This is a genomic window from Brevibacillus sp. NPDC058079 (assembly GCF_042885155.1).
GTDB lineage: Bacteria > Bacillota > Bacilli > Brevibacillales > Brevibacillaceae > Brevibacillus.
Genome location: NZ_JBHVSO010000017.1, coordinates 28,927 through 54,060, shown reverse-complemented (window position 1 = coordinate 54,060; position 25,134 = coordinate 28,927). Strand labels below are relative to the sequence as shown.

Below are 25,134 nucleotides of genomic sequence, written 5' to 3'. Positions count from 1 at the left end.
TTTATGCAACCTTTTGTATTAATATACATTTGAGATTATAAAAATGCAACGAGTTTTTTGACCACTTTCACTCGTTGCATTCTTTGCTTTTTCATCTAAACCTGAGATAGCGCCTCGCTTAATACAGCAACGGCCTGCTTTACTTCATTATCGGTCGTTACAAACGAAGGCAAGAGTCTCACTACTTGTGGACCAGCCATCAGCAGAATGACTCCTTTTTCCCGTGCATACGCAACCAGCTCACCAGCAGGAATCGTTAGCTCCACACCGAGAAGCAATCCTTTTCCCCGAACCGTAACCACTTTGTCTGGATGCTCTGCCTTGAGCTTCTCCAGCTCTTTGATCAATACGTCATGGATATGGGCTACCCGCTCCAAAATCTGCTCTTCTTCCATCGTCGCAAGTGTCGCGATTCCAGCAGTTGCTGCCAATGGATTCCCGCCAAAAGTAGTCCCATGCGTACCCGGAGCAAACGCTTCTGCTACTTCCTTAGTCGAGACAACCGCACCAATCGGGAACCCACTTCCCAAGCCTTTTGCCAATGAAATCGCATCTGGCTTCACGTCATATTGCTGGAAGGCAAACCATGTACCCGTGCGACCAACCCCAGTCTGTATCTCATCGATTAACAGGAGCAATCCGTGCGTATCGCACAATTCACGCAGCGCCTTCACCCACGCCTCTTCTGCCGGATGTACGCCGCCTTCACCCTGAACCAGCTCCAGCATGATCGCGCATGTCTTGTCTGTAATTGCTGACTTGACTGCATCAAGGTCGTTGTAAGGAACGGTGACAAATCCTTGCGGCAATGGTGCGAATCCGTCCTTCACCTTTTCCTGTCCAGTAGCCGTCAGGGTAGCCAATGTCCGTCCATGAAAAGACTGTTCAAAGCTGATGATTTCGTAACGGTCAGTCCCTTTTACTTTTTGTGCATAGCGGCGGGCGAGCTTGATCAACCCTTCATTCGCCTCCGCCCCACTGTTGCAGAAAAAAGCTTGATCCAGTCCAGACAGACGGCTCAGCTTTTCCGCCAAAATCTCTTGCTGAGGAACATGCACCAGATTCGAGCAATGCCACAACGTATCGAGCTGTTCGTGCAGCTTTGCCGTTACTTTTGGCGGGACATGCCCTAACGAGGTCACGGCAATTCCTGAGGTAAAATCGAGATATTGCTTGCCTTGATCATCCCACACCTGGTTTCCTTGTCCTTTTACCAAACTGATTGGCCATCTCGCATAGTTATTCATGAGATGCACAGGCGTTGTTGTTGTTGTATGCATATTCATTTCCCTCCTCACCTAAGCGTAATTAACATTCATACGAACGGTTGTCCCAACTGCCTGCCCCGCACAAACACCGAGCAGATCTTCAGCGGTTCCCCGGCAGATGACAACCTGGTCCACACCCTGTCCAAGAGCATCGAGAGCTGCCTGAACCTTCGGAATCATACCACCAGTAATAATCTCTGCCCGAATCATTCTCTGAATCTCTTCTGCACTTGTGGCTGGCACTACTGCCTTGGTTCCGTCTGGCTGAGGTTGCATGATGCCCGGAACGTCAGTCACCATGATCAGTTTTTCGGCGCTAAGTGCTGCTGCAATCACTCCTGCGGCTACATCAGCATTGACATTAAATGTCTCTGTGCCATCTTCACTAACGGAAAGGGGAGCAATCACCGGGACATAGCCCTGCCCAAGAATCGCTTTCGGAATGGTCGTATCAGCCTTCTTGATTTCTCCTACCCATCCGAGTGGCTTTGGCGTTTTTGTTGCCAAAAGAGTCTGACCATCGATGCCACTAACTCCCCATGCCTTGGCTCCTGCCTGCGTCAGCCTTTTTACCAGCGTCTTATTGATACTACCGCACAAGACCATCTCTACAACACGCAGCGTGTCCTCGCAGGTAACACGAAGCCCATCGACAAATTGCGGAGTGATCTGAACTCGATCGAGCATACTGTTAATGGCTGGTCCGCCCCCATGGACGATGACGATCTCTTGTCCTTGCGCCTGCAGTCCGGCAATCGCCTGAAAGAAGGAGTCAGGTAGCTGATCCATGGTGCTACCGCCACATTTGATCACGACAATTCCTTGCATCTGCTCTCCTCCTCTACGGGTACACGGGTACAAGTGGCAAGCCCGTTTTCTCAGGCAAATCAAACATGGCATTCATGTTTTGCACAGCTTGACCAGCTGCGCCCTTCATCATGTTATCGATTACTGACAGCAAAATAACACGCTTCGTGCGCTGATCAACATGAATAGCGATATCGCAGTAATTGGAACCATAAACTTCTTTCGTATGTGGATGACTGCCTGCAGGACGTACACGCACAAAAGGCTTATCCGCATAAGTAGCTTCGTATAGCTCCTGGATTTGTGCTTGTGTGACATCAGTGGTTAGTTGTCCGTAAGCCGTGACTAAAATCCCTCGGGTCATCGGTACTAGATGTGGCGTAAATTGAACAAGCGTCTCTTCCCCGCTTTGTTTTTGCAGCTCCTGTTCAATCTCTGGTGTATGCTGATGATTCGCAACTTTATATGCATGAATGCTCTCATTAATCTCGCAGTAATGAACACCGAGCGATACTCCACGTCCAGCACCGGACACACCTGATTTGGCATCGACGATCCAGCTGTTAGGCTGCACCCAGCCTGTCTTCACCAGCGGAAGCAGGGCGAGGAGCGTAGCAGTTGGATAGCAGCCTGGATTTGCTATGAGACTGGCACCTGCCACTTGCTCTTGATTCCACTCGGTTAAACCATAAACCGCTGTTTCTACCCATTGGGAAGGGGCCGGCTCATGTTTGTACCACGTTTGGTAGACCGCACCGTTTTCTAGACGAAAATCCCCAGATAAATCAATGACCTTTACGCCTTTTTCGACCAGCTTTGGAGACAGCCCGCTACTTACTCCCGCAGGCGTAGCGAGGAAGATCAAATCGTTCACACCGCTCATGCTGTCTGCATCAATCGGTGACAATGTGGGCAACCCGAGCCCAGCTGCATGTGGAAACGATTTTTCTAAGCTTTCTCCTTCTGATGAACTTGAATATAAATTGGCAATCTCAACATGCGGATGCCCAGCCAAAAGACGGATCAACTCCGCGCCACCATACCCCGTTGCTCCAACAATCCCGACCCGAACCATGCTCTCTCCCCTTTATTCTATTCTGTATTTTTATACATGAATAATAATAAAAATCCATATAGAATACAACAGAAAAACTTTTTTAGGTCCAAAGAAAAAAGCGCCCGATTGCTCGAGCGCTGGTTTGTTGCCCTGTTTACTTTTTGTCCGCTAACCATGCAGCGATGTTTTCTGCATCTTTTCCTTTGACGAGACCCGGAGGCATTGATCCTTTTCCTTTTTCCAAAATGCCCAGGATCTGCTCCTTGTTCAACTGACTACCGATCTTTTGCAAGTTCGGTCCAACTGCCCCTTCCAACGTCTGTCCGTGGCAGCCTGCACAGGTATTTTTGAACATGGTTTCAGCAGTGGCTGCATCATAGCTGCCGGATGGCGTCGTCGAAGGTGTTTCTGTCGCTGGTTTTTCAGCTGCCGGCGTTTCTGTCGCTGGTTGTTGTGCTGGCGGCTGTGTTTGCTTGCTGGTACCACAGGCACTTAGCGAGAATGCGAGTACAGCCGCTGTCAAAACGAGTGGAATACGTTTCAAGGCTGTTCCCTCCTTTTTTCGGATTTCTTCGCTAAGTATGCCTCCGACTACCACTTCTCATTCTTGCTACAGCCATTTAGGACAAAGGAAACTCTAACGGGCTCCATTCACGTAACTCCAACGTCCGTGCGCCTTCCACGACAACTGGATCAGCCTCAGCCAATTTGCGAGCTTCTTCTAGAGAATCCGCTTTGTAAATAACTAATCCGCCAAGCTTATCTGTGAAGGGTCCTGCCATGAACACTTTCCCCTGCTTGTACAATTCATTGATATACGTAAGATGCGCAGGTCTTACTTGAGCATTCAACTCTTGATTCACGATTGGCAAAAATGCAGCATACAACATGGACGGTTCCTCTCCTTTTTCATGACCTTGTTCTTTCATGAAGTATAACATAATTAAGAATACGGACTTTTGTCCGGTAGGATTTTTCCTTTCTACAGCGAACGATTCAAAGGTAGCAAGTAGCAACAGAGAGGCGGATAGGTATGGGCACGCAGATACAGTTATATACATCTCTCTTCCACAACAATCCTGACGCTGTTTTCATGTTCGACATGCAGGGCAGATTCACAGGAGTAAACGCTGCTGGTGAAGCATTGGTAGGATACACCTCTCAAGAATTGCTGCACATGCAAATTTGGGAAATTCTCGCTTCTACAGAAGGTCTCGACAGTAAGGAACAACAACAAATCCTCTCTGCAAGAATCCGAAAAAATAAGCATTATCAGTTGCGCCATAAAAACGGACAGGTTGTAGATATTATCGCTTCCAGCTTTCCCATTTTTCAAAACGGCGAAATTATTAGTCGCTATTCCATTGCGAAAAACATCACACAGCAAAAGAAAGTGGAAGAGGCTCTTCACCAGATGCAAGAGAACTTTCGGTTAATATCTGAAAACATTATGGATTTGATTTTTATTGTAAATATGGATGGAATTATTACCTACGCTTCCCCTTCTGTTCAGGCGGTTACTGGTCTCACGATTGATCAAGTGATCAATCAGCATTTTTCGATCTTAATTCATCCTGACCAAGTAACCAACGCAAAGAGCGATTTTGCTCAAATGATGAAACAGAAGATCACACTCGACGCCGAGTACCATTATCTGCACCCAGACGGAAGAATGTTGCTATTCGATGTGAAAGGAACACCTGACATTTGTTCGTACGGTCATATTCTCAGCACGGTTTTTGTGGCACGTGATATTACAGAACGTCGGCAATCAGAGGATTTGCTTCGTTACTCTGACAAGCTGTCGGTTCTAGGAGAGCTTGCCGCGGGAATCGCCCATGAAATTCGCAATCCACTTACGGCCTTGAAAGGGTTTATTCAACTCATGGAAGGCGACGAGTTCGCCAATCAGCAATACTTGCAAATTATGCGATCCGAAATCGACCGGATCACTTCGATTACCAGTGAGCTCTTGATAATGGCGAAGCCGCAAGCGTTGCGATTTGCTCCCAATGGCCTTTTGCCATTGCTTTTGTCTGTCATTAAACTTTTGGAACCACAAGCACTTCTTAAAAATGTATCCATTCTTACTGATTTTCCGCAAGTCACGTCCCTCATCTTGTGTGAGGAATATCAAATCAAACAAGTCTTCATAAACATCATAAAAAACGGCATGGAAGCCATGCCGTTAGGTGGAAATCTCACAATCAAGGTTGTAGAGCGCTCTTCCGATGTTATCATCCGAATCAGCGATCAAGGACAAGGCATCCCTGCTGAGCTACTTCCCCGATTAGGAGAGCTTTTTTATAGTACAAAAGAAACAGGAACTGGCTTGGGGTTAATGGTAAGCACAAAAATTATTCGCGATCACGGCGGTACAATCAACATCGCCAGCGATGTCGGCAAAGGAACCACCGTATCAATTTCCATACCAAAAGCCTTGAAACCTTCTGTTTCGTTTAACGATTAATCTGCGCGCGCAGATAGGCATCGATAAACGAATCAATGTCACCATCCATGACTGCTTGAACGTTTCCTACCTCCATATTCGTCCGGTGGTCTTTTACCAGACTGTATGGGTGGAAGACATAGGAACGAATTTGGCTGCCCCATGCAATATCTTTTTGTTCACCTTGAATTGCGGCCAACGTTTTCTCTTGTTCTTCCCGTTTTTTCTCAAACAGTCGTGCCGTCAGCATCTTCATCGCACGCTCCCGGTTTTTAATCTGGGAGCGTTCTGTTTGACACGTCACCACAATTCCAGAAGGCAAGTGAGTAATCCGTACAGCGGAGTCAGTCGTGTTGATATGCTGACCACCCGCACCACTGGAACGATACGTATCGACTTTCAGGTCTTCTGTACGTATGTCTACCGCATTATCGTCTTCGATCTCCGGCAGGACGTTGCAAGACACAAACGATGTGTGACGACGTCCAGAGGCATCAAACGGAGATATCCGCACAAGACGATGAACCCCTTTTTCTGATTTGAGGTAGCCATACGCATTGTAGCCCTTAATGAGGAGAGTGACACTTTTTACACCGGCTTCATCGCCAGGCAAATAGTCCAATGTTTCAACCTTGAAGCCCTTGGCATCCCCCCAACGTGTATACATACGTAGAAGCATGGACGCCCAATCCTGGGACTCTGTACCACCCGCTCCCGGATGTAGCTCCAGAATGGCGTTGTTTTTGTCGTATTCATCACTCAAAAGCAATTCCAGCTCAAAGCTCTCAAATGACTTCCGCAGCTCCTGCGTACTGTCATACAGATCTTGAATGAGGGACGAATCCCCTTCTTCGATGACGAGCTCCAGCATTACCTGGAGATCCTCATACTGAGAATCCAGCTTGGTCATCGTCTCTACGAGGCTTTTGATTGCATTCAGTTCACTGATTGTCTTCTGCGCTGCATCATTGTCATCCCAAAAATCGGGTGCCAACATGCGCTCTTCCAGTTCACCAATTCGTTCCTGTTTTACTGGGAGGTCAAAGAGACCCCCTAATATCCGCTAAACGCTTAGCCATGCTAGACATCTCTTGTTTGATGTCCGCAATATCGATTAATGCCATGTTGCGAATCACCTTCTCTTTACGTAAGCTATGTTTTATTGTAACGTAATTTGCCAGATGCGCAAATACGGCAGCTTGTCACGTTTAGAAAAGGGACTTCGCCGCTACACTTTGTCACGTTGCCACCGGTGGTGATGGCGAGGATCTCAGGTCTCGGATTTCATGTGGTTGTTTATTATCCGCCTGTGGTGCGGTAACCAGATAGAGATGGGTACGCCGAGCTTCGCTTGCTTTCAGCTGGTAGGCTTGCTTGATGAAGGCTTGTCGCTTCCAGTTGTGTGTTTTTCGATATTTTTTGGCTAGCGGACTTTCACGCGTTCGATCCACCATTCCATTCGGCGGTGCAATCAAGGCCTCATTCCAATTCGGCTCCGGAATTTCCTCTATCAGTCGCTTGTCCTCAAAGACCGGGTCTTGCGCTGAGATGACTCTCGGTAATTCCATTCCCTCCTCCTTTTCAATCAGCTGTATTTTTTTATTTTCTTTTCCTGTCTTTAACACTGCTTTTAAAGTAACAGAAATGCGCTCCATTATATTCTTCGTTTGTATCCCCATCACGTTCACTGACGTTCTCATTTGTTCATTCCCCCGTCTTCGTGAATTTTTGGTAAAAGTGTTGTACTTACGATTCTATTTATTTTTCAGATAATTACCACTTGAATCGTTCGATCACATTTACCAGTGTTAGACAAATTGATCGTTAATATCAGACGAGGAAGAATAGATGAGGACGAATACTGTCAAGGCATTAGGAATGGGCAAGAAAAAAACATCCCCCTCGTACCGAATTTGCCGATACGAGAAGAATGTTCTGTCCTTGCTTAGTGTTTCTTATTTTGACGTTTGCGTTCCTGCTCCTGAGCGCGACGCTGTGCACGGTTTTTCGGATCAGCATCACCGGAGGTCTCCGGATCTGGACGATCAGATGGTCCGGAAGTTTGCAAGTTGTCCGGGTCGATTCCTTGACCGCGAATAACATCCTGACGCTCCAGGTTTTGGCTGACTTCGGCCTTCATGATATACATAGCGACTTCTTCCTGAACTGCAGCCAGCATACCTTGATACATTTCGTATCCTTCGAACTGGTACTCACGAAGCGGGTCGTTTTGTGCGTAGGCGCGCAGGTGAATCCCTTGACGCAACTGATCCATTGCATCGATGTGATCCATCCACTTGCTGTCGACAGCACGCAGAATGACGACTTTTTCAAACTCGCGAATCGATTCGCCAATTTCTTCTTCACGCTGTTTGTACTGCTTATCGACTTCTGCTTTCAACAGCTCGAGAATTTCTTCTGCTTCCATGCCTTTCAGCATTTTAGCCGTAATCGTTTCTTCATGGAGGAACCCATTATTGGCAGCATCGGCCATTGCTTGTAGATCCCAATCCTCTGGTACCTCTTCTTTTGGACAATGCAGAGACACTGCACGCTCCATAACTGCGTAGATCATATTTAAAGCAACATCGCTGAGATTTTCCTGTTCCAGGATGTCTTTACGCTGTTTGTAAACAACCAGACGCTGCTGATTCATCACGTCGTCGTACTGGAGAACGCCTTTACGTGCATCGAAGTTGGATCCCTCTACACGCTTCTGCGCGGATTCTACCGCACGAGTAACCAAGCGGCTCTCGATCGGCATATCCTCTTCCATACCCAGGCGATCCATCATATTCATGATATTGTCCGCACCGAAACGACGCATCAGCTCATCTTGCATCGAGAGGAAGAACTGGGATGAACCTGGGTCCCCCTGACGACCGGCACGACCGCGCAGCTGATTGTCAATCCGACGGCTCTCGTGGCGTTCTGTACCGATAATATGAAGACCGCCTACATCCGCTACACCTTCGCCAAGCTGAATGTCCGTACCACGACCCGCCATGTTTGTCGCAATAGTAACCGCTCCGTACACACCTGCACGTGCAACGATTTCCGCCTCGCGCTCATGTTGCTTCGCGTTCAATACGTTATGCGGTACGCCTTTTTGCTTCAGCATTTGGGACAAGCGCTCCGAGTTTTCGATGGAGATGGTACCTACCAAGATCGGTTGGCCCTTTTTGTGACGCTCGACAATGTCGTTTACAACCGCACGATATTTGGCTGCCTCTGTTTTGAAAACAAGGTCAGGTGAATCGACACGCTGTACTGGCTTATTCGTTGGAATAACCACAACATCGAGACCGTAAATCTTTTTGAATTCTTCTTCTTCCGTCTTCGCTGTACCTGTCATACCCGCCAGCTTCTCGTACATACGGAAGTAGTTTTGCAAGGTAATGGTCGCCAGTGTCATGCTCTCGCTTTGGACACGCAGACCTTCTTTGGCTTCAATCGCTTGATGCAAGCCATCGCTGTAGCGACGTCCAACCATCAGACGGCCGGTGAACTCGTCAACGATCACAACTTCGCCTTCCTGCACCACATAATCGACATCGCGCTTGAATAGCACTTGTGCTTTCAACGCCGCCGTAATGTGGTGGTTCAACGTGATATGTGCCGTATCGTACAGGTTGTCGATGTTGAATGCCTGTTCGACTTTGGTTACACCTTCATCTGAGAGGTTGACGATTTTCAGCTTCTCATCGATTGTGAAATCTTTTTCTTCTTCCAGGCGTTTCACAAAATGCGAGCAGATGTAGTACAGCTCTGTCGATTTGTTAGCAGAACCGGAGATGATCAACGGCGTACGTGCTTCGTCAATCAAAATGCTGTCCACCTCGTCGATGATAGCGAAGAAGAGCGGACGTTGCACCATTTGTTCCTTGTACAGAACCATATTGTCACGCAGATAATCGAAACCAAATTCGTTGTTCGTACCATACGTAATGTCACACGCGTATGCTTCGCGTTTTTCTTCAGGACTCAGTCCATTCTTGTTCAAACCGACTGTCAGTCCGAGGAAATTATACAGCCTACCCATGATGGTCGAGTCACGTTCAGCCAAGTATTCGTTCACGGTAACGACGTGAACGCCTTTGCCCATCAAGGCATTCAGGTATGTCGCCAGCGTCGCAACCAGCGTTTTACCTTCACCCGTCTTCATCTCGGAGATACGGCCTTCCTGAAGCACCATACCACCAATCATCTGGACGTCAAAGTGACGCATGCCCAGTACACGGATCGATGCTTCACGTACAACCGCAAACGCTTCATTCAAAATTTTGTCCAGTTCTTCTCCATTTGCCAAGCGAGCCTTAAACTCAGCTGTCTTCTCCTGCAATTGGTCATCCGAGAGTGCCTTAATCGTTGGTTCCAGCGCGTTGATACTTTCTACACGCTTAAACATTTTCTTTACTTCACGTTCATTGCTATCGCCGAATATCTTTTTAACGAGTCCTAACATGAGGACACCCCTTCCATATGCTGCCAAACAAAAATGCACAAGCCAGCATGAGTCCAGATAATAAAATAAGGATACCGATTCTACGAAAATAATACTTTCTAAAAAGATATTTTATCAAATAGAGCATCCTCTACACAAGTAAAGGGAGTTGCCAATAGCAACTCCCTAGTCTTATACGAATGAGAATGTGTAAAGTTTCGTTATTTTGGTTCAATCAATCCGTAACGCCCATCATTGCGGCGATACACCACACTGACGTCATTGGTGTCACTGTTTTGGAAAACGAAGAAGCTGTGTCCCAGCATATCCATCTGCATGACCGCTTCCTGTGCATCCATCGGCTTCAGATCGAAGCGTTTGGTTCGAACGATATCGATGTCTATGTCCATATCATCCTCATCCACATCCGGGATCATGACTGCTACAGGCTGACTCTCACGCTGTGCGATTCTTCCTGTCGAATCAACCCGAAGCTTCCGCATCAGCTTCGTTTTGTGTTTGCGAATCTGACGTTCCAGCTTTTCTACTACCAGATCGATAGCAGCATACATATCTTCGTGCGTTTCCTCCGCTCGGATAATGACCCCACTCAGTGGGATAGTTACCTCGATCGTGCCCTCTCCGCGATGTACATGCATGGTGACTTGTACTTCTGTAGGCTGTGGAGTTTCAAAATATTTTTCCAGACGGCCGACTTTCTTTTCGACATATTCTCTAAGCGCAGCGGTGACTTGAATGTTTTCTCCACGAATGTTAAATTTCATGGTTCCAACCTCCTTCCGTCTATACATACGTATTCGCCACTTCTGTAAATAATCCTTCCACTCAGATTAAAAAAATCTTTGCAAATCTTTTACAAACCATCAATATCCGACATTATTTTACCAATACTTACTAGATTCCCTATGCTATAATAGGACAGGTAGTCATCCAATCCTATATCGCGGTCGTACATCGCACTGGAGGAATCCTCATGGCCGAGGTAAAACCTTCCCATTCACTTATCGGAACAACACTCGCTCAAGACGTCTACAATGAGTACGGTCTGCTTTTACTACCCGCTGGTGCAATCCTTCATCTAAGTGATATACGACTGCTAGAGGCTCACCAGGTGGAAGCCGTACACGTTACTACTGACTCGGAAGCACCCGAAATGCCTTTTCCTCTCCTTCATTGGAGTGAGGCAGAGGCTGCAAAGGCCTATATGGTGGCCGTACAAAAAACCGAGTATTTATTTAACCAGCTCGCAAATGGGGATACCCCCCGACTGCAACAATTTAGCGACGCTGTTCATCCTATGCTCGATCAAGTTCTTCATCACATGAGATTTCTGCGCTTCATTTATTTGAATGAAGGAACAGAAAGTTATACGTATCGCCACTCCCTGCATGTAGGTATCGTGGCAGCTTTAATCGGAAAAATCATTGGACTGCCTCAACGTGATGTTCATTTTTTAGGCCTTGCAGGTCTTCTCCATGACATCGGCAAGATGAAAATTCCCGATGAGCTGCTGTCCAAGCCAGAGCGTTTGACAGACGAAGAGTATACGATTATGAAAAAGCATACCGTATACGGCTACGAGCTCTTGCGCACCATGGACGATGCCGACAACTTGCTAGCACAATGCGCTCTAATGCACCACGAACGTTGGGATGGAAGTGGATATCCCCTAGGACGAAAAAAAGATGGCATCCCTTTTGAATGCCAAATCATCAGTGTCGCAGACGTATTTGATGCGATATGCACAGATCGCGTGTATCGGAAGGGAACCTCTCCCTTTGAAGCAGCGAATGTGCTGTGGGAGTTAGCTTGTTCAGGCCAATTAAATCCGATGATTGTATCTCGTTTTATCCATTACATTATCTTACTTTACATCGGTTCCCATGCGCTTTTGAGCAATGGCGACCAAGTCGAAATCATTATGATTCATACTGATGAGCCAATGCGCCCTCTCGTTCGTAGAGGTAATGATTTTATAGACCTGAGACTGCAGCGTTCCCTACGCATTCAAAGAATGATCAGTTAAACACGTTGAAAAAACGAATCCCCCTGTCCGATCAAGGAACCAGGGGGATTTTGCTATTTGTTTCGATTATAACTTCACGACGTTCGCCGCTTGTGGACATCGGTCCCCTTCCACAATGTCGAATTCTACAGCCTGTCCCTCATTCTACACGCTCGCTCATTACCGTGTGGAATATTTTTTCTCAAGTCCTCGCACAACTACACGGGACAAGAACAACGTAAGTACCAAGTAAACCGCCGCTTCTGTTAAATACGGGGGATAGCGCTCAAATGTACTTTTCGCCACGTTCATGGCTGCGTAGTTTAATTCCGGTGTCGCGATTACTGCTAGAAGGGATGAATCTTTTAAGAGAGCAATAAACTCATTTCCGATCGCAGGCAGCATACGTGTAAACGCTTGCGGAAGTATAATTTGACGCATAGCAAGGCCCTTGTTCATGCCAAGTGATCGTGCCGCTTCCATTTGTCCCGGATCAATGGATTGGATGCCAGCCCGAAAGATTTCCGCCATATAGGCAGCCGCATTGAGCGAAAGCGCGACAAAACCTGAATAAATCGCTTCCGGGCTGCTCGCTCCCGGATACAGAATACCCCAAATCGACGGAATCACCGCGAAATGAATCAGCAAAATTTGGACCAACATCGGGGTTCCCCGAAACAGCTCTACATAAATCGAACAGGTCCACCGCACGATTCGTTTGGAGGACATTTTGCCCAAGCTGATGAACAACCCCAAAAATGTTCCGCAAACCGTAGCCACTGCCGTTAGTAAAATCGTATTAATAATGCCTCGGATAAACAGTTCCCGGTAGTCGTAGATGACACTCCAGTCCAATGGCTAATCCTCCCTTCTCATGTCAGCAAGCCAAGTTGCGAACAAACGCCGGCTACGTCATAGGGACGCACCCGGCCATTTTGCTGCCTACTTATTGCCAAAGTACTGGGTGTAAATTTCCTGCAGCTTTCCATTTTCTTTTATCTTTTTCAATCCGTCGTTGATTTTGTTCATCGCATCGGCATTGCCCTTTTTCACAATAATTCCGTAAAATTCCTTTTCAAAGGAATCATCTTTAATCAGCTTAAACTTCTTATCTTTTACTTTATTCACGTAGTATGACAAAACACCATTGTCGCCAATCACTGCATCGACGCGACCATTAAAGAAGTCATCGACGGAGGATGGCATATCATCATAGCCTTTCAAGCCTTCGTACGTATCTCCAAACGCTTTTTTGACCACTTCTTCACCCGTGGTCGCAGCTTGAACCCCGATCTTCTTGCCTTTCAAATCTGCCAGCTTCGTCACTGGAGAATCTTCCGCTACCAGAATGAGTTGGTTCGCTTCAAAGTATGAGTCCGAAAAATCGTATTTCTCCTTGCGCTTCTCCGTGATCGTGATGGACGAGATCCCAATATCAACCGTCCCTTTGTCCAGTCCATCAAAAAGCGGGTCCCACCCGGTGTTTTTCCACTCGATCTTGAATCCGCCAGCTTCCGCGATCGCGTTCATCACATCGATGTCATGCCCACTAATCTTGTCAGCCTCAAGCATTTGGAACGGTGGATATGCCGCATCTGTACCGACTACGTACACCTTGTCACCCGAACCGCCACTGCCAGACGTTTGCTGACCACCCGATCCACAGCCTGCGAGGAGTACCCCCACACCGACGACCAACGCAAGCGATTTGAACCAATTTGTCCCGATACGCATTTCGAAATCCCCCTTGTGTCTCTCTATCTGTCCATTTTGTCCCCAGCAATGTCCACATGGAAATTACGGATTTTTTGCGTTCTCCACAGAGTTATCCACATTATCCACATCCCATTGTGCACAAGCTGGGTATAACCTTTTTCCTGTATATTCTGCCACTTTAGTACGAAAGTAAGGGGAACGAAATGGGAGTATAAGTGGATCTAGCAACAAAAAAACAGGATTCATATATACGGGATATAGTTCTATCCTGCATATAAAAATCCTGCTTTTATCTGAAAATAATGAATTATTCTTTTTCCCCCAAAATCACGATCTCTACCCGGCGATTCTTCGCACGGTTCTCCGCGTTGGAATTGTCCACAAGCGGTTTGTATTCCCCCAAGCCTGCCACTGTAAAGCGAGACGCTGGTAAAGAGTGGGCATCCACCATTTCACGCATGACAGAGATCGCGCGCGCCGAGGATAGCTCCCAGTTGGATTGGTAAGAACTGCGCGATATCGGCACATCATCTGTATAGCCCTCGATCCGCACCTTGTGCTCAAATCGCTTCAATACCCCCGCTACCGTACCGACGACTTGCTTCCCTTGGGCCTGTAGGTCTGCCGAACCACTCGTAAACAAGATCGTTTCCGGCAAACGGATACGCAAGCCTTCTTCTGTCTCCTCGTAGTCGAGATTCAGCTCAGCCAAAGCGGAGGATAGCTGGTTACGCACCGTCTCCATATCGCGCTCACTCGAGTCAGACATGCCCATTGGCGGCTTCGGCACGTTTACGGTGTCTTCGGAGCCTTCTTCTTCTTTTTCGCCTTTGAGCTCCTTCTGGCGAGCCTCCAATTGGTAGACCTCTCGCTGCAGCTCCAGCTTTTGCAGGTTGAGCAGGTCGAGACTCTCATGCACCTGCTCCAAGCTCGCTTTTTCCTTTTGGACCTCTTCCTTTTGTGACTGAATGCTCTTCGTCTGCATTGCCGCGATAATAATCACGATCACGAACAACAGTGTAATCAGGTCACTGTAACTGAGCAGCCAGCTTTTTTCTAGCTCTTTTTCGTCGTATAACCGTTCGTCATGCATAGCGGTCCTGCCTTTCAATCGTGCCCTTCATGCTGCCTGCCTCTTTAATCAGCACCAGCTTTTGGTCACCTGGCAAGAATGAGTTCAGCTTCTCAAACAACAAGCGTGGTGTCTCCATGCGCTGCAAGCCAACGCAACCTTCGACGAAGAGACGCTTTTCAAACATTTCCCGGTCGTACAGATCCATCAGACGGTAGTAGCATGGCAGCGCGAACAGGTTCGCCAAGAGCGCGCCATACAGCGTCGCTACGACCGCTGCGCTCAGACTGTGTCCGGTCAAGGCCATGTCGGAGAGCGACTTCAGTACACCCGTCATCCCTAAAAGCGTACCAACCAGCCCCATCCCCGGCGCCAACAAGCTAATAAGGCGAAAGAACCCTGCCGACTGTTGGTAGCGATACTGCTCGCCCTTGAGCTCGTTCTCCAGGATCAGGCGCAGTTCTTCTTCGGGAACACCCTCGATCGCCAGTAAGCTGCCGCGTTGGACAAACGAATCGGGTTCTTGTTGCAGCTCCTTTTCGAGCGCGATGTAGCCCTGTTCCTTCAGAACGAGCGCGTAATAGTAGAAGCGCTTGATCGTTTCTTCGACGTTGCTTTGCCGGCCGTGGATGAGCAGCCGCCAGATTTTTTTCAGGTCGAGATGCTTGCGTTTGACTGCATAGGACATGACTACGGAGAGCGCGACTAGCTCGATAGCGGTTACGTTGAGGAGGTCCGATAGGGTTCCGTTTAGGTAGACCGCGTGTATGAAGATGAGGAGTACGGCTCCGATTAAGACGAGTGAGCGGCGTTTTGTGGACACAAGTGATTCACCTTCCTAGTTTTTCAACAAGATGTTCTTAAAGTATAGCAGATGGTGGAAAAAAGATGAGAGAATAGAGTCATGGTAATAGTGAAGCTTGGTATAGAAAATGTCGATAATGATAAAGAAAGTAATTCTAGCAAAGAGGTGATCATCTGTGAATGCCGTACAATTAAAGCAAGCTGTTACTATTAGTTTGACGAAGCAAGTGCAGGAGACTGCGCAAGCCCAAGCTTCCATCATGTTGGAGGGTTTTGCTAAGACGCAGCAAAATGTTCAAGCGGCTCAGGCAAGTCATCCGTCTCTTGGAAAATCGATCGATATTCGTGCATAAGTTGTGAAAAGAAAACGGCCGGTTCCCCGGCCGTTTTTACTTTTTGCGGTCGAAAAAGGCACCGTAGCCGTTTGGACCTGCTTCGTTGTACGTATTCATTGCGAGCTTGCTGCGTTGGAGGTTGTTAAGTTGTGTTTGCACGCCTTGCTTCCGCCCGTCGATCAAAGGAATTACGCGTTGGTTGATTTCGTGAATCTCTACCATCTGCACACGTTGGGCGGATGTCAACTCCACCTCTTCTACACGTTCTTTCAAAGTGCCGATCAATACTTCTCGCTCGTCGAGTATCGTAAGCCATTCCTCAGCGTCTGAATCCTTCAGTCTCACAGCCTGCTCTAGGCGTTGGGTAGCCTGAAGCAACTCCCCCAAGAGAGCATCTATTGTCATTTCCATGTGTATTTCCTTACCCTTGCCTTTTTGCTAATTGCATAGCTTCTTTCCATGTATCACGGAATTGGATGAACAAATCTTCCACCTCATTCAGTATATCAAGATCCTTCCGAATGTTTGCCTCGATTGTACGCTGGAGCATATATTCATAGAGTGTAACGAATTCTTTCGAGATTTCGTATTCACTTTTTAAGGTAGACATTAGTTCATACAAGATGTTCTGTACTTTGAGTGATGCCTCATGAGCTTTCGCTACATTTTTTTCCTCGATTGCGCTTTTGGCTTGTTTGATAAACTTTAGCGCACCGTTATAGAGCATCAGTGTTAAATCGGCAGGAGTTGCGGTTGTTGCTTGATTTGATTGGTACGCCTGAGCAGCATTCTGTAACATCTGCATCACTCCTTCTTAACGCTGGCCTAGCATTTGTGCAAACCATGAGCCTTGTGATTGTGACTTGGACATAGCTTTTTCCATTGAAGAGAATTGTTTCCAATAACGATTCTCGATCATTTTAAGGCGATCTTCCCAACGATCTATGTCTTTGTTGGTTTGCTGGATTTTTTTAGAAAGATAGCTATCGTCGTAAATAGATCCAGATGACCCAGCTTCGATTTTAATTTTATCCATGACCTCACTCAATTGACTGTACAAGCGCTCAGCAACGCCACTCTCATTATATTTTTTTCCAAGGTCATTTTTTTCATTGCTGAAACTTGTAAACAGTTTCATTACATCTTCGCCATTGTTCCGAATTGCCTCGCGAAGTTTGGTTTCATTGATGAACAGCTTTCCGTTTTCTTGATATGCGTTTTTCCCGCTTGGTGGACCGCCAATACCGATTTCGGATAATGTATCAAAAGCTTTATTTACACCATCGATTTGCAAAGGAGCACTCGTAGCTCTGCGAAGTTCACTTAAGCCACTTGATAGAATGGGATCCCGCAGAAGTATACCACTTTTTGCCATGAGATCCATTTTCTCAGCCGTTTTTTCAGGTAATGCTTCTTTTTCCTCATCCAACAATGGCTGGTAACCCTTGTACTTTGGTTCTGATATCTTTTTATTAATCGTTTCAAGGACAGCATTGTACTTGTCGACGAAATCTTTCACCATGTTGTAAATCGTGTCTTCGTCAGATTTCGTATTAATCGTTATTGGCGCATTTTTGTTGGCTTGCTTCAATGAAATTTCCATGCCATCGAAAGTAATTGTATTTTTATCAGATGTGTAGGATACTCCATTAATTTTAAAGGAAGCAGGTGTGCCATCTATTTTTGTCGCGGTTGCATCCTTCAATCCTAAACTATTCCCAGCTGGAGCCTGTACAGTAAAATTACTACCATCATCTGAAGACAATACGAATTGATTATTGAAATAGGTAGCTTTCACACCTGAGTTAGAGCTGTTAATTTTACCGATAATCGTTTCAATCGTATCTTTATCCTCAATTTTAACAACTGTACTTGCCGCACTTGAATCCTTTTTGAGTGTTAAGTCAAATGTTGACCCGATAGCTGTCTTCGTATCAGGTAAAGTTGAAGTAAACGCAGCAGTAGCAGGTTTTCCAACTACTGCCGGGTTTTCTATCTCTATCGTATAACTGGACAATGATGGCTGCCCCACTACTTTAGCTGAAGCGATAGAGTCATTTTCGGATGTCGCTACTTTTTTGTTAAAGCTACTAGACAAACGCAGATTTTTCACCGAGTTTTGAAAATCTGCAAAGACCGTATTCATCTCTCGGTAAGCATCACGTTTCCACTCAGTACTGAACTTAGTACGTTGCAAACGATTAACAGGCTCTCTTTGAGCCTTCATCAAATCTTTAATAATTTTCTCCGTATCCATTCCTGAAGCCATACCTGACAAACGGATTCCCATCTTACTTACCTCCTATCTTTTCTCGTCCACTAGTATTCCGATCATTTCATGCATCTTCGCAACCATGTCCATTACTTTTTTCGAAGGAATTTCACGAATGACCTCATTTGTTTGGTCGTTGATGACCTGCACATAGTATTCATTGAGATCTTCATGAAGGGTAAACTTGACATGCGAGCTAGTTGATTGAAGCCATTTATTTATGCCAGCTATTTCTTGTTCTAGATTCTTATTATTCTGCTGCTGTTCTTTTACCGGCACCGATTGCTCCTGAGGCTGACTATTCGTTTGAGGAAAATTATTGTGCGCTTTCGCTTTCCCGAATCCTTGTACTGATCCAACGTCCATCCTCAATCCTCCTTAGGATTTTTTTCCTAAGATAGTTATCGGTTTTTTCGGGAAAAAGCTTTACCTTCTCTATTTACTTAATTTTACGTTTGCAACGATTCTACGAGAGCCATCGTATTTACTGCGTCATGGATGGACATTTCACCTTCATAACCTGAATTACCGGAGAAGTGTATTACCTGATTCAAGAAATGCATCATCTGTTCAGCAAATCCTGGCTTTGTATCCCGATCTGCTTGATTGGGAGTTAATCGATAAGGCTCTTTATTCCGAAAAGAAACAAGTGCCTCTTCCATATTGGTAAACTGAATTTTTCCATCCTGCAAATACAATTCGTAATTCCAGTTCCCCATTGAATGCCAATACGCTTGAAATGTTATCGGTATGTTCCTCTTTGCGACGATTAATGCTGCATATCGATGATTAAAAGGCTCCTCAGACGATTGATTAGAAAAAGCATGAATGGCATCAAGATCTCCGCAGTAATAGCGAATTAAATCTATGCAATGAATACTATTAGCTGTAAACAGCTTCTCTAATTTCTCTGAAGGATAACCGTTTTCTCGCAATAGTCTATAGCGTTCAAAAACATCCATTCTCATTCCCAGCAGACCGCCTGATTCTTCTATCAGTCGTTTCGCCTGATCGACCACACTATAGAAGCGGCGGTTAAATCCTACCATTACACTCGCCTGATGCATTCTCGCTAACTGCGACAATTGTTGGGTTTGCTCCATAGTTAGACCCGGCGGTTTTTCAATTAGCAGGGGAATCCGCGTAGGAATTAGATTCAAAGTAACTTCATAAATGCTAGGAAAAGGAACAGCAACGATAATACCGTCCAGTTTCTCCCCAGAAATCATATCGTGAATACTAGTGTACGTCTTTGGGATCCCTAGCACATTTCTTGCTCTTTCATTACTGGCTTCTGTGCGATTAACAGCTGCAATTACTTTTATTTCCGTTTCTCTGTGTTGATTTAACCAATGGATGGCTTGTATATAATGGGGGGCTATTGACCCCGTACCTATTATTCCTAGCGATATCATCTGTCTCCCCCTCACTACGTAAACGAAAACAGTTTGTTACAATATTCTTCATCGGTTATAGGTAAATTTATTACTTTGTTACCTAAGTGGTGAGAGTAATGAATCCCGATGACTGTTTCTAACGCATCGACAGCAAATTGAGGATTGGCTGGTATGCGGTCCTGTAACATGTTCATTAATAGATTTTGGCAAAACTCAATAATGTTTAACTCCAGTTTACACGTTTGAGTTTCATGTAAAGGTGTCCCATAACGAGTGACAGGAAGTTCCCGATCCTGCTCATTCCTCGCTTCAATAAAATAAGATCGTTGGAGCTCGTTAACAGTAATCCGCCCATATTTCCCGTTAATAACTAGCACAGGAGGAATGCCAAGATCTTCGGTTAATTCAAAGAACATACGAGTTCCAGCACTGAAGTGTATAATGGCATATCCACCAGGGTCTTTAAAATGTGCTCCCCGCGGATTCGGTACACCTTCATCATTTATAAATCCGCACACTTGTTCAACCTGATCGTCCAATAGGAAACTAGCAAGATCAATAAAGTGAGTACCATTACACCCCATTTGACCACCTCCCATAGAAAACATCATGCTTTCTACAGGACCGATAACGCCAGATTTCAATTTTTCCCGTAAAAGTAAGTAGTCAGCCGCCCATCTCCGACCATGATTGACAGCTAGCTTCACTCCTTTTTCACGTGCAATCGACACCATTTCTTGCGCCTGGTGAATTGAAGTAGCAATCGGTTTCTCACAGATAACCCTGTTAACTCCAAATTTTATTGCATCTAAAAACAAAGAGTAATGACTTGGTCCATTCGTAGCGATAATCAAGACATCTAGCTGCTCACTCTTCAACATGTCCTCATGATTTGTGTAGACACTAAATTCCTGTTTCGGATACTTTGCCTTTGCTTGTTCAATCACTTCTGTTCTCAGATCTGTAACAGCGATTTTAACTGGTTCAAGCAGCATTTGAATTGCTTCTACGTACCTATGTCCCATCGGTCCTAAGCCAATAATCCCTATGGTACTCATACTCATGAGTTCATTTGCTCCTTTATCATGTCCACAAGTTGAGGTAAGGCTGGATGCTGTATTTGATTCATCCGAACAAATTTTATATACTCAATTGTCTTTCCCCAATCTTGCATTTGGTAAGATAAGTAAATTAAATTGTATAAATTATCACCAAAGTACGGGAAAATTTCATGCGATTTTATAAAATGCTTGTAGCTAAGCTCCGCATCAGTCTCAAACATCTTGCAGCCTGAAACATTTTCTTGAAATGCCTTTATTATCTCAACAAGACGTCTACTGATTAATTCATTGCCTTTTTTGTTCAAGTGATGATCATCTGGCAAGAGATAGACTTGAGGATTGTGACTGTTAATGTACGACTCCATCTCCATAAAAAATACTTGGTGATGATTTTCTCCACTCTTCAATACTTGATTGTACAAGTTTATCTGCTGCAGGATTCCTGGATAGCGCTTTTCCATTTTTATAGAAGTAGGGCAAATTCCCACGACAATAAGTTTGGTTTCTGGTCGTTTCTGCAAAAGGGTAAGAATAGCACGATAATGCTGTTCAAATTCGACAATATTGACCAGTTGTTTACCACCAAGCTCATCTCTTATCCAGCAATCAACAATGCCTACCTGCATAACGATAACATCTGGCTGAAAGTAAAAAAGATGATCGCCAAATTGAGCAGCTATATCCTTAATGGTCGTGAGCCGTTGCGCACGATTGGTAACAGAAAACCGAACTGTCGGGTATGCGTTCAGTAGTTCGTTCTGTAACAAACAACCGTACGTTTCATCAAAATGAACGGCCAATTCTTTATCCACTTCAGGATCGAAACTTTTTATTCGATGTGGCCTTGGTAAGGCAAGCGAGTCCCCAAGTATGATTATTTTCATATTAATCTCCAACTTTGTGATGTAATTAGTAGTGATCGATTACCAGACTGACAAACCGCCATCAACTACTATTTGTTGGCCGGTGACATAACTAGATGAATCTGAAGCTAGATACACCAATGCTCCTACCAGCTCTTCTGGCTGCGCCATTCTTGCTAAAGGTACACGGTTCGAATATTTTTGTTTAAACTCCTCATTTTGGCCGCTTTCTACCCCGCCAGGTATGAGTGTATTGACTCGAATCCCCTGTGGTGCCCAATACGTCGACAAGTACTTCGTCAGCCCAAGAACAGACGATTTTGATGCGGAGTAGACTGCTGGCGTATTAATTTGCCTGTCCAAATAAAACGAGCCTTCGTATATTCTATTATCCGGTGCAACAATTCCGTAGATGGAGGCAGTCTGTATAATGGAGCCTCCCTTACCCTGAAGGACCATTTGCTTACCGACAGCTTGTGCAACTAAAAACATGCCATCTATATTGACAGACATAATTTCACGCCATTGTTCCATAGAATATTCTTCAAATGGCGCAAAAAAGGCATCTAGATCCTTGGATTTACTGGCAGCATTATTATGCAGAATATGTATCTCCCCAAATGCATTTACGACTTCCTCTACCATCTCATTGACTGACTGCTGAGAAGAAACATCGCAAGAGACCCCTAAGCACTTTACTCTATAAGAGGCTTCGAGTTCTTGAGCAAATGCTCTCGCACCTTCTAAATCAAGGTCAACTACTGCGACATTAGCTCCGAATTCAGCTAATCCTCTGCAGAAGTGCCTTCCCAAAATACCGAGTCCTCCTGTAACAATTGCTGTTTTTCCCTGTAAATCGAACAATTTTTTATAAGAATAAGGTTTCATATAGATCCCTCTTTTGGTTTAGTAAAAAGTCAACAAACATAAAGTCAACTTCAGAGTCGATATCAATAGACCGTTCCTCTGGCATTTCAAAAAGCATGGTATCTTCATAAAAAACCGAATTCGCCCCGTAGAACGCATCTCGACTCCAAACATATATCGAAGCATTCATGTCATAGCATTTTGGTGAATCTTGTCTTCTTACAATAGCTTGGTCTAACTTTTTAGAAAGTTGAACAAAGCCACCTTTGTTTAACTCCACTAAATTAAAGTAGGGTGATCTTCTAGCTGGTGCAGCCGTTATCACATTGGAGCATCGTTTCCTCTCCAACAATTCAACTGCTCCTTGAATATCCTCAACAATGCGCAACGGAGATGTTGCATCCAAATCAACAAGGGTATCAAACGTGACCTTTAATTGTTTTTCAACTTCACTAACGCAATGTTGAATAGCAGGGATTTTTGCTGACTCATCCGTTGCCATCTGATCGGGTCTCTCAATAAGAATATCTGCCCCATATTTCCGAGCTGCTTCCAGTATATCCTTAGAATCGCTACTAACTGCTACGCAGTCGAACAAACCCGATTGTTTCGCCTGTTTTATACTAAATGCAATAAGAGGATAATCCATGATGGGACGAATATTTTTATTCTTCACCCCTTTTGAGCCTCCTCTTGCGCATATCGTGCAAAGCCTCTTCATTTCGAGACCCAACTCCTTTTCTCATTTGCCTCTTCAATTGCGTTTATCATATTCATTACATCCATTGCTTCTTCTGAATAACAGACATCTCCTACCTTACCTGTCAATACCGCTTCATGCTGCATTTTATATGTATAATCTCTAGAAACCTCAAATGGTTCTGTCCGTTCATTCACAGTTAATGTATTTCCTATCATATCCACTTTTATCGTATCCTGATCTGTATTCACGATAATAAATCGCTTAGGACTCTTTTCGATATAATTAATATTTATGGTTACAACAGGACACTTTTTCGTCTTTAGCATAATGGAGTAAATATCATCACTATCTATTTCTAACGGGCTGAATTTCCCGCCGACTGCGGTTAAGCTTTCCCATCCATCTAATAACCAATTTACATAATCCAACTCGTGACTCAAGTCTCTGAGAACCCCTCCACCCTCACTTTTCTTAGCTGAATACGTCTTTCGGTAGTCTGCGTGAGGGCGCCATTGGGGAAGATACTGACCGGTATAAACATGAAGAGATAGTATTTTTTGACCCTGCATGAGCATTTTCAGCTTCTGAATTGCAGGATGGAATCGGAGATTATAGCCAACAAAAATGTTCTCAAAGCCATGAGGTGGCATATTTGCTTCGAATTGAAAAAGCGGTTTCTCTACAAAAACCTTCCCTCTATAGCCTTGATCTTCTAATTCTAAAAGCGTCTGATAATGCTCTGATGTTTTATTTGCAACAATTACATACTGCGGGTTCTCTATTTGCAAGGCATCGGAAAGAGAATGGTAGGAGCAATCCCAATCAATCTCTCGACTGCTAACCACACAAACTTTGCACCCTAACTCTCTCAATATACGTGCATGTCTCATTCCGATTGAACCAAAGCCAATGACGAGCGCCCTCAACTGAATACCTCCATATACTCTTTGTTCGCTTTTTCAAAGTCAGCAATGCGCCCAATATCCAACCAATACTCTCTAATCGGAAATGCGATTGTTTGCTGTTCCTGCTTCATCAATTGCTCAAACAAGCTTGGCATATCCAAGTATTCATTATGTGGAATGTGTTCTAAAACTTGCGGATCCATGACATAAATGCCTGCGTTGACAAAATATCGCTGAACCGGCTTTTCCTCTATAGCTGTCAGTCGATGCTTATCTAACCGGACAACACCATATGGAACTTGATATTCGTACTCTCGAACGCACATTGTTGCTTTTGCTTGATACGTCTTGTGAAAATCTAGAAGTTGTTCGAAGTTTACTTTTGTCAGTAAGTCACCGTTCATGACAAAAAAAGGTTCCACTGGCTTGTCTGGCAATAAACTTAACGCTCCTGCCGTACCCAATGACTCCTTCTCTTGCAAATAGCAAATAGTGACACCCCATCGCTCACCGGTGCCAAAATAGTCCTGAATCATCTCTGCCTTGTATTTCACTGAGATATAAAACTTATGGAATCCTTGATCAATGAAACTCTGCAAAATCGTTTCCAATAATGGCTTGTTCCCAACTGCCAATAAAGGTTTGGGGCAATCATGCGTTAATGGATGAAGGCGAGTTCCCAATCCACCGGCCATTAGAACCACCCAATTGTCCTTTTTTTTCGGACGCAAAAGGTCATTTAACATCTCTACATGCACAATTCGCCCGTCTTCATCAACAATCGGAATTTGATGAAGATGCTTGATTTTCATGAGGGCAAGGATATTCTCTTTCGAGTCATACGGAGAAGCTACCGTAGGATATGGATTCATTATCGTGGAGGTAGGATCTTGAAGCCCTCTTCCCTTTAGCAAGCCTCTCCGGATGTCACCATCTGTTACAGTGCCGAGCAATCTATCATTTTCATCTGCAACTAAGGCAATTTGTCTGGCATTCTTATCGATAATTTCCAATGTATGAATGATAGGCGTTTGCGGTGATACCAAAAGGTCTCTCCAATTCACCACTCCCCACCCCTTTCTTGTTGC

Annotated in this window: 27 protein-coding genes and 1 pseudogene; 3 read left to right on the top strand and 25 right to left on the bottom strand. The window is 45.1% G+C overall.

The window, feature by feature from the left end:
- Nucleotides 1-95: 95 nt before the first annotated feature.
- The 5 genes from ACFVS2_RS30970 to ACFVS2_RS30950 all read right to left on the bottom strand — a co-directional run bounded on the left by ACFVS2_RS30970 (nucleotide 96) and on the right by ACFVS2_RS30950 (nucleotide 4,022).
- Nucleotides 96-1,280 carry an aspartate aminotransferase family protein gene (locus ACFVS2_RS30970; protein WP_390240277.1) on the bottom strand — a complete coding sequence of 395 codons (1,185 nt, stop codon included), beginning with the start codon at nucleotides 1,278-1,280 and terminating at the stop codon, nucleotides 96-98.
- An 18-nt stretch (nucleotides 1,281-1,298) separates the two neighbouring features.
- Nucleotides 1,299-2,096, bottom strand: a complete 798-nt coding sequence (gene argB / locus ACFVS2_RS30965) for an acetylglutamate kinase (protein ID WP_390240275.1) — start codon at nucleotides 2,094-2,096, stop codon at nucleotides 1,299-1,301.
- A 13-nt stretch (nucleotides 2,097-2,109) separates the two neighbouring features.
- A complete protein-coding gene (gene argC / locus ACFVS2_RS30960) occupies nucleotides 2,110-3,150 on the bottom strand; it encodes an N-acetyl-gamma-glutamyl-phosphate reductase (protein WP_390240273.1) in 1,041 nt (346 codons plus the stop codon).
- 136 nt (nucleotides 3,151-3,286) lie between these two features.
- Nucleotides 3,287-3,676 (bottom strand): c-type cytochrome, encoded by a 390-nt coding sequence (locus ACFVS2_RS30955; RefSeq protein ID WP_026043384.1) that lies wholly within the window; start codon nucleotides 3,674-3,676, stop codon nucleotides 3,287-3,289.
- Nucleotides 3,677-3,752: 76 nt separating this feature from the next.
- The gene (locus ACFVS2_RS30950) at nucleotides 3,753-4,022 is read right to left on the bottom strand and encodes a YciI family protein (protein WP_173619636.1); all 270 of its coding nucleotides are present in this window, start codon (nucleotides 4,020-4,022) and stop codon (nucleotides 3,753-3,755) included.
- A gap of 143 nt (nucleotides 4,023-4,165) precedes the next feature.
- Between ACFVS2_RS30950 and ACFVS2_RS30945 the strand changes: the two genes are divergently transcribed.
- Entirely contained in the window at nucleotides 4,166-5,602 is a 1,437-nt protein-coding gene (locus tag ACFVS2_RS30945) for a PAS domain-containing sensor histidine kinase (RefSeq protein WP_390240270.1), read from the top strand.
- Here ACFVS2_RS30945 and prfB read toward each other — a convergent pair.
- The 4 genes from prfB to hpf form a co-directional block, all read right to left on the bottom strand.
- A protein-coding gene (prfB, locus tag ACFVS2_RS30940) for a peptide chain release factor 2 (RefSeq protein WP_173619638.1) occupies nucleotides 5,592-6,705 on the bottom strand; the annotation gives its coding sequence in 2 pieces (ribosomal slippage) (nucleotides 5,592-6,623 and nucleotides 6,625-6,705; 1,113 coding nt in all). The two genes, ACFVS2_RS30945 and prfB, sit on opposite strands and share 11 nt — an antisense overlap.
- A gap of 114 nt (nucleotides 6,706-6,819) precedes the next feature.
- A complete protein-coding gene (locus ACFVS2_RS30935) occupies nucleotides 6,820-7,281 on the bottom strand; it encodes a hypothetical protein (protein WP_390240268.1) in 462 nt (153 codons plus the stop codon).
- Between the two features lie 245 nt (nucleotides 7,282-7,526).
- Nucleotides 7,527-10,046 carry a preprotein translocase subunit SecA gene (gene secA / locus ACFVS2_RS30930; RefSeq protein WP_390240266.1) on the bottom strand — a complete coding sequence of 840 codons (2,520 nt, stop codon included), beginning with the start codon at nucleotides 10,044-10,046 and terminating at the stop codon, nucleotides 7,527-7,529.
- 200 nt (nucleotides 10,047-10,246) lie between these two features.
- A complete protein-coding gene (hpf, locus tag ACFVS2_RS30925) occupies nucleotides 10,247-10,810 on the bottom strand; it encodes a ribosome hibernation-promoting factor, HPF/YfiA family (protein ID WP_017252261.1) in 564 nt (187 codons plus the stop codon).
- Nucleotides 10,811-11,019: 209 nt separating this feature from the next.
- On the opposite strand from hpf, the gene ACFVS2_RS30920 reads away from it, so the two are divergent.
- The gene (locus ACFVS2_RS30920) at nucleotides 11,020-12,072 is read left to right on the top strand and encodes an HD-GYP domain-containing protein (protein WP_390240263.1); all 1,053 of its coding nucleotides are present in this window, start codon (nucleotides 11,020-11,022) and stop codon (nucleotides 12,070-12,072) included.
- 66 nt (nucleotides 12,073-12,138) lie between these two features.
- On the opposite strand, the pseudogene ACFVS2_RS30915 reads toward ACFVS2_RS30920, so the two are convergent.
- The 5 genes and pseudogenes from ACFVS2_RS30915 to ACFVS2_RS30895 form a co-directional block, all read right to left on the bottom strand.
- Nucleotides 12,139-12,213, bottom strand: a pseudogene (locus ACFVS2_RS30915) (S1 domain-containing protein); the annotation flags it as partial.
- An 18-nt stretch (nucleotides 12,214-12,231) separates the two neighbouring features.
- Nucleotides 12,232-12,906 carry an amino acid ABC transporter permease gene (locus ACFVS2_RS30910; protein ID WP_007718198.1) on the bottom strand — a complete coding sequence of 225 codons (675 nt, stop codon included), beginning with the start codon at nucleotides 12,904-12,906 and terminating at the stop codon, nucleotides 12,232-12,234.
- 87 nt (nucleotides 12,907-12,993) lie between these two features.
- Nucleotides 12,994-13,785 carry a basic amino acid ABC transporter substrate-binding protein gene (locus ACFVS2_RS30905; protein ID WP_048035008.1) on the bottom strand — a complete coding sequence of 264 codons (792 nt, stop codon included), beginning with the start codon at nucleotides 13,783-13,785 and terminating at the stop codon, nucleotides 12,994-12,996.
- A gap of 289 nt (nucleotides 13,786-14,074) precedes the next feature.
- Entirely contained in the window at nucleotides 14,075-14,860 is a 786-nt protein-coding gene (locus ACFVS2_RS30900; RefSeq protein ID WP_390240260.1) for an OmpA family protein, read from the bottom strand.
- Nucleotides 14,853-15,662 (bottom strand): motility protein A, encoded by an 810-nt coding sequence (locus ACFVS2_RS30895; RefSeq protein ID WP_106838069.1) that lies wholly within the window; start codon nucleotides 15,660-15,662, stop codon nucleotides 14,853-14,855. Before ACFVS2_RS30895 ends, ACFVS2_RS30900 begins: the two co-directional genes overlap by 8 nt.
- Nucleotides 15,663-15,819: 157 nt before the next feature.
- Here ACFVS2_RS30895 and ACFVS2_RS30890 point away from each other — a divergent pair, with 157 nt between their 5' ends.
- The gene (locus ACFVS2_RS30890; protein WP_390240258.1) at nucleotides 15,820-15,996 is read left to right on the top strand and encodes a putative motility protein; all 177 of its coding nucleotides are present in this window, start codon (nucleotides 15,820-15,822) and stop codon (nucleotides 15,994-15,996) included.
- A gap of 36 nt (nucleotides 15,997-16,032) precedes the next feature.
- Here ACFVS2_RS30890 and ACFVS2_RS30885 read toward each other — a convergent pair whose 3' ends face one another.
- The 11 genes from ACFVS2_RS30885 to ACFVS2_RS30835 form a co-directional block, all read right to left on the bottom strand.
- The gene (locus ACFVS2_RS30885) at nucleotides 16,033-16,389 is read right to left on the bottom strand and encodes a flagellar protein FliT (RefSeq protein WP_390240256.1); all 357 of its coding nucleotides are present in this window, start codon (nucleotides 16,387-16,389) and stop codon (nucleotides 16,033-16,035) included.
- A gap of 10 nt (nucleotides 16,390-16,399) precedes the next feature.
- On the bottom strand, nucleotides 16,400-16,777 hold the full coding sequence (gene fliS / locus ACFVS2_RS30880) for a flagellar export chaperone FliS (protein WP_390240254.1): 378 nt from the start codon (nucleotides 16,775-16,777) through the stop codon (nucleotides 16,400-16,402).
- A gap of 15 nt (nucleotides 16,778-16,792) precedes the next feature.
- Complete coding sequence (gene fliD / locus ACFVS2_RS30875; RefSeq protein ID WP_390240252.1) at nucleotides 16,793-18,268, bottom strand: flagellar filament capping protein FliD; 1,476 nt, start codon at nucleotides 18,266-18,268, stop codon at nucleotides 16,793-16,795.
- 12 nt (nucleotides 18,269-18,280) lie between these two features.
- Entirely contained in the window at nucleotides 18,281-18,616 is a 336-nt protein-coding gene (gene flaG / locus ACFVS2_RS30870; protein WP_390240250.1) for a flagellar protein FlaG, read from the bottom strand.
- An 83-nt stretch (nucleotides 18,617-18,699) separates the two neighbouring features.
- Nucleotides 18,700-19,665: a Gfo/Idh/MocA family protein gene (locus tag ACFVS2_RS30865; RefSeq protein ID WP_390240248.1), complete on the bottom strand. Its 966-nt coding sequence runs from the start codon at nucleotides 19,663-19,665 to the stop codon at nucleotides 18,700-18,702.
- A 14-nt stretch (nucleotides 19,666-19,679) separates the two neighbouring features.
- On the bottom strand, nucleotides 19,680-20,711 hold the full coding sequence (locus ACFVS2_RS30860; protein ID WP_390240246.1) for a Gfo/Idh/MocA family protein: 1,032 nt from the start codon (nucleotides 20,709-20,711) through the stop codon (nucleotides 19,680-19,682).
- Nucleotides 20,708-21,592 carry an SGNH/GDSL hydrolase family protein gene (locus ACFVS2_RS30855; RefSeq protein ID WP_390240244.1) on the bottom strand — a complete coding sequence of 295 codons (885 nt, stop codon included), beginning with the start codon at nucleotides 21,590-21,592 and terminating at the stop codon, nucleotides 20,708-20,710. Before ACFVS2_RS30855 ends, ACFVS2_RS30860 begins: the two co-directional genes overlap by 4 nt.
- A gap of 39 nt (nucleotides 21,593-21,631) precedes the next feature.
- Nucleotides 21,632-22,459, bottom strand: coding sequence for an SDR family oxidoreductase (locus tag ACFVS2_RS30850; protein ID WP_390240242.1), 828 nt, complete (start codon nucleotides 22,457-22,459; stop codon nucleotides 21,632-21,634).
- The gene (locus ACFVS2_RS30845) at nucleotides 22,440-23,159 is read right to left on the bottom strand and encodes an acylneuraminate cytidylyltransferase family protein (protein ID WP_390240240.1); all 720 of its coding nucleotides are present in this window, start codon (nucleotides 23,157-23,159) and stop codon (nucleotides 22,440-22,442) included. The genes ACFVS2_RS30850 and ACFVS2_RS30845 overlap by 20 nt, the downstream gene beginning before the upstream one ends.
- Nucleotides 23,156-24,067, bottom strand: coding sequence for a Gfo/Idh/MocA family protein (locus tag ACFVS2_RS30840; protein ID WP_390240238.1), 912 nt, complete (start codon nucleotides 24,065-24,067; stop codon nucleotides 23,156-23,158). Before ACFVS2_RS30840 ends, ACFVS2_RS30845 begins: the two co-directional genes overlap by 4 nt.
- Complete coding sequence (locus ACFVS2_RS30835) at nucleotides 24,064-25,113, bottom strand: nucleotidyltransferase family protein (RefSeq protein WP_390240236.1); 1,050 nt, start codon at nucleotides 25,111-25,113, stop codon at nucleotides 24,064-24,066. The genes ACFVS2_RS30840 and ACFVS2_RS30835 overlap by 4 nt, the downstream gene beginning before the upstream one ends.
- Nucleotides 25,114-25,134 lie beyond the last annotated feature (21 nt).

Excerpts from the sequence above, each read along its gene's own strand:
- ACFVS2_RS30845 (WP_390240240.1), bottom strand. The coding sequence starts at position 23,159 with ATGAAGAGGCTTTGCACGATATGCGCAAGAGGAGGCTCAAAAGGGGTG.
- ACFVS2_RS30855 (WP_390240244.1), bottom strand. The coding sequence starts at position 21,592 with ATGAAAATAATCATACTTGGGGACTCGCTTGCCTTACCAAGGCCACAT.
- fliD (WP_390240252.1), bottom strand. The coding sequence starts at position 18,268 with ATGGGAATCCGTTTGTCAGGTATGGCTTCAGGAATGGATACGGAGAAA.
- ACFVS2_RS30970 (WP_390240277.1), bottom strand. The coding sequence starts at position 1,280 with ATGCATACAACAACAACAACGCCTGTGCATCTCATGAATAACTATGCG.
- ACFVS2_RS30900 (WP_390240260.1), bottom strand. The coding sequence starts at position 14,860 with ATGCATGACGAACGGTTATACGACGAAAAAGAGCTAGAAAAAAGCTGG.
- secA (WP_390240266.1), bottom strand. The coding sequence starts at position 10,046 with ATGTTAGGACTCGTTAAAAAGATATTCGGCGATAGCAATGAACGTGAA.
- ACFVS2_RS30935 (WP_390240268.1), bottom strand. The coding sequence starts at position 7,281 with ATGAGAACGTCAGTGAACGTGATGGGGATACAAACGAAGAATATAATG.
- ACFVS2_RS30860 (WP_390240246.1), bottom strand. The coding sequence starts at position 20,711 with ATGAGTATGAGTACCATAGGGATTATTGGCTTAGGACCGATGGGACAT.
- ACFVS2_RS30920 (WP_390240263.1), top strand. The coding sequence starts at position 11,020 with ATGGCCGAGGTAAAACCTTCCCATTCACTTATCGGAACAACACTCGCT.
- ACFVS2_RS30945 (WP_390240270.1), top strand. The coding sequence starts at position 4,166 with ATGGGCACGCAGATACAGTTATATACATCTCTCTTCCACAACAATCCT.
- argB (WP_390240275.1), bottom strand. The coding sequence starts at position 2,096 with ATGCAAGGAATTGTCGTGATCAAATGTGGCGGTAGCACCATGGATCAG.
- ACFVS2_RS30885 (WP_390240256.1), bottom strand. The coding sequence starts at position 16,389 with ATGGAAATGACAATAGATGCTCTCTTGGGGGAGTTGCTTCAGGCTACC.
- ACFVS2_RS30905 (WP_048035008.1), bottom strand. The coding sequence starts at position 13,785 with ATGCGTATCGGGACAAATTGGTTCAAATCGCTTGCGTTGGTCGTCGGT.
- hpf (WP_017252261.1), bottom strand. The coding sequence starts at position 10,810 with ATGAAATTTAACATTCGTGGAGAAAACATTCAAGTCACCGCTGCGCTT.
- ACFVS2_RS30950 (WP_173619636.1), bottom strand. The coding sequence starts at position 4,022 with ATGTTGTATGCTGCATTTTTGCCAATCGTGAATCAAGAGTTGAATGCT.
- fliS (WP_390240254.1), bottom strand. The coding sequence starts at position 16,777 with ATGTTACAGAATGCTGCTCAGGCGTACCAATCAAATCAAGCAACAACC.
- argC (WP_390240273.1), bottom strand. The coding sequence starts at position 3,150 with ATGGTTCGGGTCGGGATTGTTGGAGCAACGGGGTATGGTGGCGCGGAG.
- ACFVS2_RS30865 (WP_390240248.1), bottom strand. The coding sequence starts at position 19,665 with ATGATATCGCTAGGAATAATAGGTACGGGGTCAATAGCCCCCCATTAT.
- flaG (WP_390240250.1), bottom strand. The coding sequence starts at position 18,616 with ATGGACGTTGGATCAGTACAAGGATTCGGGAAAGCGAAAGCGCACAAT.
- ACFVS2_RS30850 (WP_390240242.1), bottom strand. The coding sequence starts at position 22,459 with ATGAAACCTTATTCTTATAAAAAATTGTTCGATTTACAGGGAAAAACA.